10 protein-coding genes are annotated in these 8,313 nt (G+C 61.6%); 9 read left to right on the forward strand and 1 reads right to left on the reverse strand.

From position 1 onward, the window contains the following. From GTA51_RS05910 to GTA51_RS05950, 9 genes are read left to right on the forward strand one after another with little or no spacing between them, the layout of a single operon-like run. Nucleotides 1–786: an ABC transporter ATP-binding protein gene (locus GTA51_RS05910; protein WP_160959475.1), complete on the forward strand. Its 786-nt coding sequence runs from the start codon at nucleotides 1–3 to the stop codon at nucleotides 784–786. Beyond that, the gene (locus tag GTA51_RS05915) at nucleotides 779–1,486 is read left to right on the forward strand and encodes an ABC transporter ATP-binding protein (protein WP_160959476.1); all 708 of its coding nucleotides are present in this window, start codon (nucleotides 779–781) and stop codon (nucleotides 1,484–1,486) included. The genes GTA51_RS05910 and GTA51_RS05915 overlap by 8 nt, the downstream gene beginning before the upstream one ends. Before the next feature lie 27 nt (nucleotides 1,487–1,513). Beyond that, complete coding sequence (gene guaB, locus GTA51_RS05920; protein ID WP_160959478.1) at nucleotides 1,514–2,971, forward strand: IMP dehydrogenase; 1,458 nt, start codon at nucleotides 1,514–1,516, stop codon at nucleotides 2,969–2,971. 1 nt (nucleotide 2,972) lies between these two features. Beyond that, the gene (gene guaA, locus GTA51_RS05925) at nucleotides 2,973–4,523 is read left to right on the forward strand and encodes a glutamine-hydrolyzing GMP synthase (protein WP_160959479.1); all 1,551 of its coding nucleotides are present in this window, start codon (nucleotides 2,973–2,975) and stop codon (nucleotides 4,521–4,523) included. Nucleotides 4,524–4,580: 57 nt separating this feature from the next. Continuing rightward, complete coding sequence (gene tatB, locus GTA51_RS05930) at nucleotides 4,581–4,898, forward strand: Sec-independent protein translocase protein TatB (RefSeq protein ID WP_160959481.1); 318 nt, start codon at nucleotides 4,581–4,583, stop codon at nucleotides 4,896–4,898. A gap of 17 nt (nucleotides 4,899–4,915) precedes the next feature. Continuing rightward, on the forward strand, nucleotides 4,916–5,506 hold the full coding sequence (gene hisB, locus GTA51_RS05935; protein WP_160959482.1) for an imidazoleglycerol-phosphate dehydratase HisB: 591 nt from the start codon (nucleotides 4,916–4,918) through the stop codon (nucleotides 5,504–5,506). After that, the gene (locus tag GTA51_RS05940) at nucleotides 5,506–6,186 is read left to right on the forward strand and encodes a hypothetical protein (protein ID WP_160959484.1); all 681 of its coding nucleotides are present in this window, start codon (nucleotides 5,506–5,508) and stop codon (nucleotides 6,184–6,186) included. Before hisB ends, GTA51_RS05940 begins: the two co-directional genes overlap by 1 nt. Then, nucleotides 6,183–6,926 carry a 1-(5-phosphoribosyl)-5-[(5-phosphoribosylamino)methylideneamino]imidazole-4-carboxamide isomerase gene (hisA, locus tag GTA51_RS05945; RefSeq protein ID WP_160959485.1) on the forward strand — a complete coding sequence of 248 codons (744 nt, stop codon included), beginning with the start codon at nucleotides 6,183–6,185 and terminating at the stop codon, nucleotides 6,924–6,926. Before GTA51_RS05940 ends, hisA begins: the two co-directional genes overlap by 4 nt. Further along, a complete protein-coding gene (locus tag GTA51_RS05950) occupies nucleotides 6,923–7,123 on the forward strand; it encodes a heavy-metal-associated domain-containing protein (protein ID WP_160959486.1) in 201 nt (66 codons plus the stop codon). Before hisA ends, GTA51_RS05950 begins: the two co-directional genes overlap by 4 nt. Nucleotides 7,124–7,339: 216 nt before the next feature. Here the strand turns inward: GTA51_RS05950 and GTA51_RS05955 are convergent, their stop codons facing one another. Further along, the gene (locus GTA51_RS05955; RefSeq protein ID WP_211922449.1) at nucleotides 7,340–7,852 is read right to left on the reverse strand and encodes a hypothetical protein; all 513 of its coding nucleotides are present in this window, start codon (nucleotides 7,850–7,852) and stop codon (nucleotides 7,340–7,342) included. Between the last annotated feature and the right edge of the window lie 461 nt (nucleotides 7,853–8,313).

The following is an 8,313-nucleotide window of genomic DNA, read 5'->3' on the forward strand; positions in this document are numbered from 1 at the left end:
ATGGACGCGATACTTTCTGTAGACGGGGTCAGCAAACGCTTCGGCGGCCTCATGGCCTTAAGCGACGTGTCGTTTGCCGTGGAGCGCGGGGTCATCACCGGGCTGATCGGTCCCAACGGGGCGGGCAAGACCACCATGTTTAACTGCGTGGCCGGCATCTACACCCCGACCGACGGCCGCATCGTCTTTGCCGACGGGGCAGGGGAGCGCAATGTGGCCGGCAGCAAGCCCGAACGCATGACTACTCTGGGTGTGGCCCGCACGTTTCAAAACATCCGGCTTTTTGCAACGCTCACCGTGCTCGACAACGTGCGCATTGCCCGCCACTGCCGCACCTCGGCCAATTTCTTCGGCGCAGTGCTGCGCACCAAGTCCCAGCGGGCCGAAGAACAGCGCATCATCGACGCAGCCATGGACAATCTTGATTTCGTCGGCCTTGGGGAAACGGCCCTGTCCCCGGCGTCAAGCCTGTCCTACGGCGATCAGCGCCGCCTGGAGATTGCCCGGGCCTTGGCCACCGACCCCAAGCTGTTGCTTTTGGACGAACCGGCCGCCGGCATGAATCCCCGGGAAACCGAAGGGCTCGTCGATCTTATCCATGCCATTCTCAGCCGCGGGGTGACGGTGGTGCTCATCGAACACGACATGAAACTCGTCATGCGCATCTGCAAACGGCTCGTTGTCCTTGACCACGGCGTCAAGATAGCCGACGGCTCTCCCCAGGAAGTGCGGTCCAACCCGGACGTCATCGAGGCGTATCTCGGCAAAGGGGCGGCCCATGCTTAAGCTGACCGACGTTGCCTCCTATTACGGCAATATCCAGGCGCTCAAAGGGGTTTCCCTGCACATCGGCCAGGGCGAGATCGTCACGCTCATCGGAGCCAACGGTGCCGGCAAAACCACCACGCTGATGAGCATTTCCGGCGTGGTCCAGCCCAAACAGGGCAGGATTGTTTTTCTTGGCGAAGACATCACGCGGCTTTCCACCGAGCGCATCGTGTCCCTGGGCATCACCCAGGTGCCCGAAGGGCGCATGATTTTTCCCCGGCTGACGGTGCGGGAAAATCTGCTCATGGGGGCCTATCTGCGAAAGGACAAGGCCGGCATCCGCGAGGACGAAGAGCACGCCTACACACTGTTTCCGGTGCTGCGGGAACGGCGCACCCAGATGGGCGGCACGCTGTCCGGCGGCGAGCAGCAGATGCTGGCCATTGGCCGGGCGCTGTTGGCCCGCCCCAAGCTTTTGCTGCTGGACGAACCGTCCCTGGGGTTGGCCCCGCTGGTGGTGGAAAATATTTTCGAAATCATTGAGCAAATCAACAAAGACGGCGTAACGGTTTTGCTTGTGGAGCAAAACGCCCAGATGGCGCTGCAAATTGCCCATCGCGGCTATGTGCTCGAAACCGGCCGGGTCACCCTGGAGGGACCGGCCAGTGATCTTTTAAATGACCCCAAGGTGCGTTCCGCCTATCTTGGCCTGGACTAGGCTGCCTCATAACCCGGAGATTACGCTATGGAGAAAGTCATCGATTTCGGCCTCACGTTTGACGACGTGCTGCTTGTGCCCGCTTATTCGGAAGTGCTGCCCGACCAGGCCGATGTTTGTTCGTGGCTTACCCCCGACATCAAGTTGAATATCCCCCTTGTCAGCGCCGCCATGGATACGGTGACCGAGTCGCGCATGGCCATTCAACTGGCCAGAAGCGGCGGGGTGGGCGTGGTGCATAAGAATATGACCATCCCGCAGCAGCGCCTGGAAGTGGAAAAGGTTAAAAAGTCCGAATCGGGCATGATCATTTCCCCCATCACCGTGAACCCGGCCATGACCGTGGAACAGGCCTTGCGGGTCATGAGCGAATACAGCATTTCCGGCCTGCCGGTGGTCGATGGCGACACCCTGGTCGGTATTGTGACCAACCGCGACGTGCGCTTTGTCAAGGACTCGGTCACCACGGTCGGCCAGGTCATGACGAGTGAAAACCTCGTCACCGTGCCCGTCGGCACCACCCTGGAAGAGGCCAAGTACCATCTCCACGCCAACCGCATCGAAAAGCTCCTGGTGGTGGACGAAGCCAACAAGCTGCGCGGCCTCATTACCATCAAAGACATCGAAAAGATCCGCAAGTACCCCAATTCCTGCAAGGACAGCCTGGGTCGGCTGCGCGTTGGCGCGGCCATCGGCGTCGGCGGCGACCGCGACGAGCGCACCCAAGCCCTGCTCGAGGCCGGCGCGGATTTTCTGGTTCTCGATTCCGCCCACGGCCATTCCAAAAATATCCTGGATTCCATTCGCTCCATCAAGGCCGCCCACCCCGACTGCCAGCTCATCGCCGGTAACGTCGCCACCTACCTGGGTGCCAAGGCGCTTATTGAGGCCGGGGCCGATGCGGTCAAAGTCGGCATCGGACCGGGCTCCATCTGCACCACCCGGGTGGTGGCCGGTGTTGGCGTCCCCCAGGTCACGGCCATCATGGAAACGGCCCGGGCCTGCCGCGAAGCCGGCAAGCGCCTTGTGGCCGACGGCGGCGTCAAGTTCTCCGGCGATATCGTCAAGGCCATTGCCTCGGGTGGCGATACCGTCATGATGGGCGGGCTTTTTGCCGGCACCGAGGAAAGTCCCGGCGAGACCATTCTCTACCAGGGCCGCACCTATAAGATCTATCGCGGCATGGGTTCCATTGACGCCATGCGCGCCGGCAGTTCCGACCGCTATTTTCAGGAAAAAACCAACAAGCTCGTGCCCGAAGGTATTGTCGGCCGGGTGCCGTTCAAAGGCCCGGTCACCGACAGCCTGTACCAGCTCGTCGGCGGCCTGCGTTCCGGCATGGGCTACTGCGGTTGCGCCTGCATTGCAGAGTTGCAGCAAAACGCCCAGTTCGTGCGTATTTCGCCGGCCGGGCTGCGCGAAAGCCATGTCCACGATGTGATCATCACCAAGGAAGCCCCCAATTACCGCGTGGAGACCTATTAGCATGCGCCAGCCAGACAAGGTCATCATCCTCGACTTCGGTTCCCAGTACACCCAGCTCATCGCCCGTCGCGTGCGCGAGGCCGGCGTGTACTCCGAAATTCATCCCTGCACCGTCACCGCCGCCCAGGTGGCGGCCATGAACCCGCAAGCCGTCATCCTCTCCGGTGGTCCCTCCAGCGTGGCCGATGCCGACGCGCCGCCCTTTGATCCGGCGGTGTTTGGCCTTAATCTGCCAACCCTGTGCATCTGCTACGGCATGCAGCTCTTGGCCCACCACCAGCCCGGCGGCTCGGTGGCTGCTTCCACCGACCGGGAGTACGGCCGGGCCGATCTGGAAGTCCTGGCCGATGTGCCGCTGTTTGCCGGCCTACCGGAAAAAACCAGCCATATCGTGTGGATGTCCCACGGTGATAAGGTCACCGCCCCGCCGGCCGGATTTGTGGTGGCGGCGCGCACCAAAAACGTGGACATCGCCGCCCTGGCCGACGTGTCCCGGCGCATCTACGCCTTGCAGTTCCATCCCGAGGTGGCCCACACCGAGGACGGCGAACGCATCATCCACAATTTCTTGTTTGACATTGCCGGGCTGACCCCGGGCTGGACCATGTCGAGCTTCGTTGAGACCGAGCTGGCCGCCCTGACCGCCAAGGTCGGCGAGGACGAGGTGGTCTGCGCCCTATCCGGCGGCGTGGACTCCACCGTGGTGGCCGTCATGCTGCACAAGGCCATCGGCAAGAAGCTCCATTGCATCTTTGTGGACAACGGTCTGTTGCGTCTGGGCGAGGGCGAGGAAGTGGCGGCCTATCTGCGCGAACACTTCGACCTCAACCTGCACTACATCCAGGCCTCCAAGCTTTTCCTGGACAAGCTGGCCGGCGTGACCGACCCTGAGGAAAAGCGCAAGATCATCGGCCGGACCTTTATCGAAGTCTTTGAGGTCGAAGCGGCCAAACTGCCCAAGGTCAAGTATCTGGCCCAGGGGACGCTGTATCCCGATGTCATCGAATCCGTGTCCTTTAAAGGCCCCTCGGCTGTCATTAAGAGCCACCACAACGTAGGCGGGCTGCCTGACATCATGAAGCTCGAACTCATCGAGCCGCTGCGGGAACTCTTTAAGGATGAGGTGCGCAAGGTTGCCGTGGAACTGGGCATGCCCGATTTCATCATCTGGCGGCATCCTTTCCCCGGCCCGGGGCTGGCCATCCGCATCATTGGCGAAGTGACCGAGGAACGGCTTGAGATTTTACGCCGAACGGATAAGATCGTGCAGAGCGAGCTTATTGCCTCCGGCTGGTACCGCAAGGTCTGGCAGGGGTTTGCCGTTTTGCTGCCGCTGAAGACCGTCGGGGTCATGGGCGACGGCCGCACGTATGAAAATGTGGCTGCCATCCGCGTGGTGGACAGTCTCGATGCCATGACGGCAGACTGGAGCCGGGTGCCTTCGGAAATCCTGGCCGTCATGTCCAACCGCATCATCAATGAAGTCAAAGGGGTCAACCGCGTGGTCTTCGACATTTCGTCCAAGCCGCCGGCGACCATCGAATGGGAATAGTCACGGCGTCCGCGTCACAATCCCGGTCCGTTGCGGCCCGGCCAAAAGAGTAGCGCTATGTTCGGCATCGGTTCAACGGAGCTTCTGGTCATCCTGGTGGTGGCCCTGATCGTTATCGGTCCTTCCAAGCTGCCTGATCTCATGAAGACGCTTGGCAAGGGCATGGCCGAGTTTCGGCGCATGAGCACCGACGTCAAATCCACTTTTGAAGCCGAGGTGGAGCGGGCCGACCGGGAGCAAAAGCAGGCCGAGGCCAAAAAGCAACTCTATCCTGAGACGCCCGAGGCCGCCGCTTCGCCGGCTTCTGCCGAGGCCGCCAAACCGGCCCCGGCAGGTCCGGCCGCTGCCGGGAAAAAGGAGGCCCCGTCCGCTTAGGCGGCGGGGGGGCGCTTATGTCGCAGCGTATTGGAGCCTTTTCCCGGGAAACCGGCGAGACGCGCGTATCCGTCGAGATCACCATCGACGGCGAGGGTGTGGCAGCGGTTGATACCGGCTTTGGTTTTGCCGACCACATGCTGAATCTGCTGGCCTTTTGGGGTGGGTTCGATCTTAAGCTGATCTGCCGGGGCGATCTGGAAGTGGATGCCCACCATTCTTTGGAAGACGTGGCCATTTGCCTGGGCGAGGCTTTCCGTCAGGCGCTGGGCGACCGGGCCGGCATCGCCCGCATCGGCGAGGCCCGGGTGCCCATGGACGAGGCCTTGTGCGACGTGGTGGTCGATCTCTCCGGTCGGCCCTATCTCGTCTACCGGGAAAACGTGCTGCCTGCGGTTATTGCCGGCGAGGAAAAAGACTTGTGGCGGGAGTTTTTCAAATCCCTGTCCATATCCGCCCGCATGAATCTGCATATGCACTTTGTTTACGGACAAAACGGCCACCATCTGGTGGAAGCGGCCTTTAAGGCGTTGGGACTGGCCCTGCGCCGGGCCACGGCCGCGCATGGATCGAGCAGGGTGCCGAGCACCAAAGGGAGCCTGGACTGATGCGAAGCAAATCGTTGGCCTATCTTGGCGTGGCGCTGGTGGGCTTAAGCCTCATGGCAGGTTGTGTGCGCAAAAATGCTCCCACGGCCAAAGCCCCGACAGGCACGGACGCCGCAACCTCGGCGGTGGCCTTTCTCGACAAAAAGTTTGCCGTGCTTCCCTTCACCATCCCGGCCACCGACGCCGATCTGCTGGCTGGCTATCTGCCGGCGGCCCGGGTCGTGCCCGAGGTTGCCCCGGTGCACCTCGATGCCGCCCTGGAGCAGGATCTGGCCGGGTCCAAGCAGTCCTTCGTGCCGGCCGGCATGGCCGCCAGTTGCGCCAAATCCGCCCCGCGCGGCGACGAATCCGGCCGTCTGGCCACTTTGCGCTATTACCAAAACGTCGGCAAATGCGCCGGCGTGGACTATGTCGTCGTGCCCCTGGTCATCGACTGGCGCGAGCGCGTGGGTTCGGAAATCGGTTCCACCAACCCGGCCAGTGTTGATTTTGTGCTGTATCTGATCGACGTGCGCACAGGTGGCCTGATCAAGCAGTTCCATTTCGACGAAACGCAACAGTCCCTTTCCGCCAACATCCTGGACGCCCGCAAGTTCGTGTCCAGAAACGGCCGGTGGCTTTCGGCCATGGAACTGGCCCAGGAAGGCCTGCAAAAGGGCCTCGCGGAGCTTGGACTGTGATCGTATTTCCAGCCGTTGACATCAAGGACGGACAGTGTGTGCGGCTGCGCCAGGGCGTGGCCGATGCCGTGACCGTGTTCTCGCCCGACCCTGCGGCCATGGCCCAACATTGGGCCGGACTTGGGGCGCAGTGGCTGCATCTGATCGACCTCGACGGGGCTTTTAGCGGCAAGCCGCGCAACTTTGACCTGATCGCCCGCATCTGCGCAAGCCTTGCCATCCCGGTGCAGCTCGGCGGCGGGGTGCGCGACGCGCAAACTGCCGCCGCCTACCTTGAAGCCGGGGTGCGCCGACTCATCATCGGCACCCTGGCCCTGGCCGATCCCGACGCCTTTGCCGCCATTTGCGCCGCCCATCCCGGCCGGGTCGGGGTGTCGCTGGACGCTGTTGACGGCCGGCTCAAGGTCAAGGGCTGGGTCGAGGATTCGGGCCAGACCGTCGAGGACGTGCTGCCCGGCTTGGCCGCGGCTGGCGCGGCCTTCGTGGTCTATACCGACATCAGCCGCGACGGCATGCAGTCCGGGGTCAATCAGCCGGCCCTGGCCCGTCTGCTCCAACTGACCGAACTGCCGGTCATTGCGGCCGGCGGCGTGGCCACCCTGGACGACGTCAAAGTGCTCTATCCGTACAGCAAGAAAGGCCTCGAGGGTGTCATTTCCGGCCGGGCCATTTACGAGGGCACCCTCGATTTCCCGGCGGCCCTGGCCTATATTGCCGAAAAGGCCAAGGAGGAAGCATGAAAACCATCGAAGTCGGCGGCATGCATTGCGGCAACTGCTCCAATTCCGTGACCAAGGCCCTGGATGCCGTGCCGGGATTGTCCAACGTTACCGTGGACCTGACCAAGGGACTGGCTTCTTTTGAGGGCGACGCTCCCGAAGACGCGATCAAGGCTGCCATCGAAAAGATCGGCTTCGTGCCTGGGGCGCTTCAGTAGATCCGGCTTTTCCCGGGAAGCATAAACGGCCGTCGCGGTAAACGCGGCGGCCGTTTCCCGTTGGTGCGTCCACAAAGGCGCACCAACGAGGACTGGAAATTCGTGCTAAGCCCCGGCCGGAGGAGCTGGGGGAGCGGACGCTGGGGTGTCCGCTGCATGGTGCAACCGTGTCAGAGCCTGATTGCTTGCGACTGCCTCTCACCCCAGCTCCAACGATTAGCCCCTCGGCTTACTTTTTCTGATAGGCCCCATTTCAATTTTCAGGCCATCCGCTCCGAAATTGAGCGAGAGCCCTTTGCTGCGCGAGCGCAGTTTTAACACGACGCCATTGGAATTTTCGAGCCAATGGACCCCTTTGCCATCCACTGCGGTATAGCCCGCCTGCGCCTGCACATAGCCGCCGGGGAAGTCTTCCAGGCGTTTGAGGCCGTAGACTTCGCCGACCGCGCTGACCTTGGAGACGCCGACCGCGCCCACGCCAAGGCCGCCGACCTTAAATGCATAGGTGCGCCCTTTAAAGGTCAACGTCCCCTTGCCGCCCATGGCGCTGAGGATAAAGCCACCCTGGCCAACTTCCATGGAAATGCGCCCGACAGGCCGGCCGGGCGGCTGGGCCTGGGCTGTGTCAGGGGCGGTGAAGCCGGCGCTGGCCAGCAGCAGCGACAGTGGCAGGGCCAGCCAGAGAATTCGAAGAGATGACAGCGAAGCGACAAAGAATGCATGAGACATGATGCGGCCTTCCTTCAGCTTGATGTTACGCGAACAAAGCGTAGAGATATGACTCTAGCCCCATTCGTCCTGCCTTATCAAGCTCCCTCACAACAAACTTGCATATTCGCTCACATTCTTTCTTTCACCTTGTAACCGTCTGATCGTACACGCATTCCAAACGTTGCAAATTGAAACGTTCCTGGAGCCGGCCAAAAGCGTTGAACCCAGGCAGAGGGTATGGTGCTTCTTTGCGGCATTGCAATATGCAACATTCTTTCCAGGCATACGCGCTCTGCGTTGCAATATGCAACGTCCTGTTTTGGGATTGTCACCGAAAGTGAAAATAAATGCTTAAGTCAGCTACCCCCGGCAAAGCCGGGGGCATGCAAGGCAGTTAACCGCTCAAAGCGGTGAGAACTGGAGCCGCCTGAAGGCGGCAACCGCTACATCAATTTGAGCTGATCGAGTCTACGGTCTTC

Origin of the sequence: Solidesulfovibrio aerotolerans (assembly GCF_009856865.1) — a bacterium.
GTDB classification, from domain to species: domain Bacteria; phylum Desulfobacterota; class Desulfovibrionia; order Desulfovibrionales; family Desulfovibrionaceae; genus Solidesulfovibrio; species Solidesulfovibrio aerotolerans.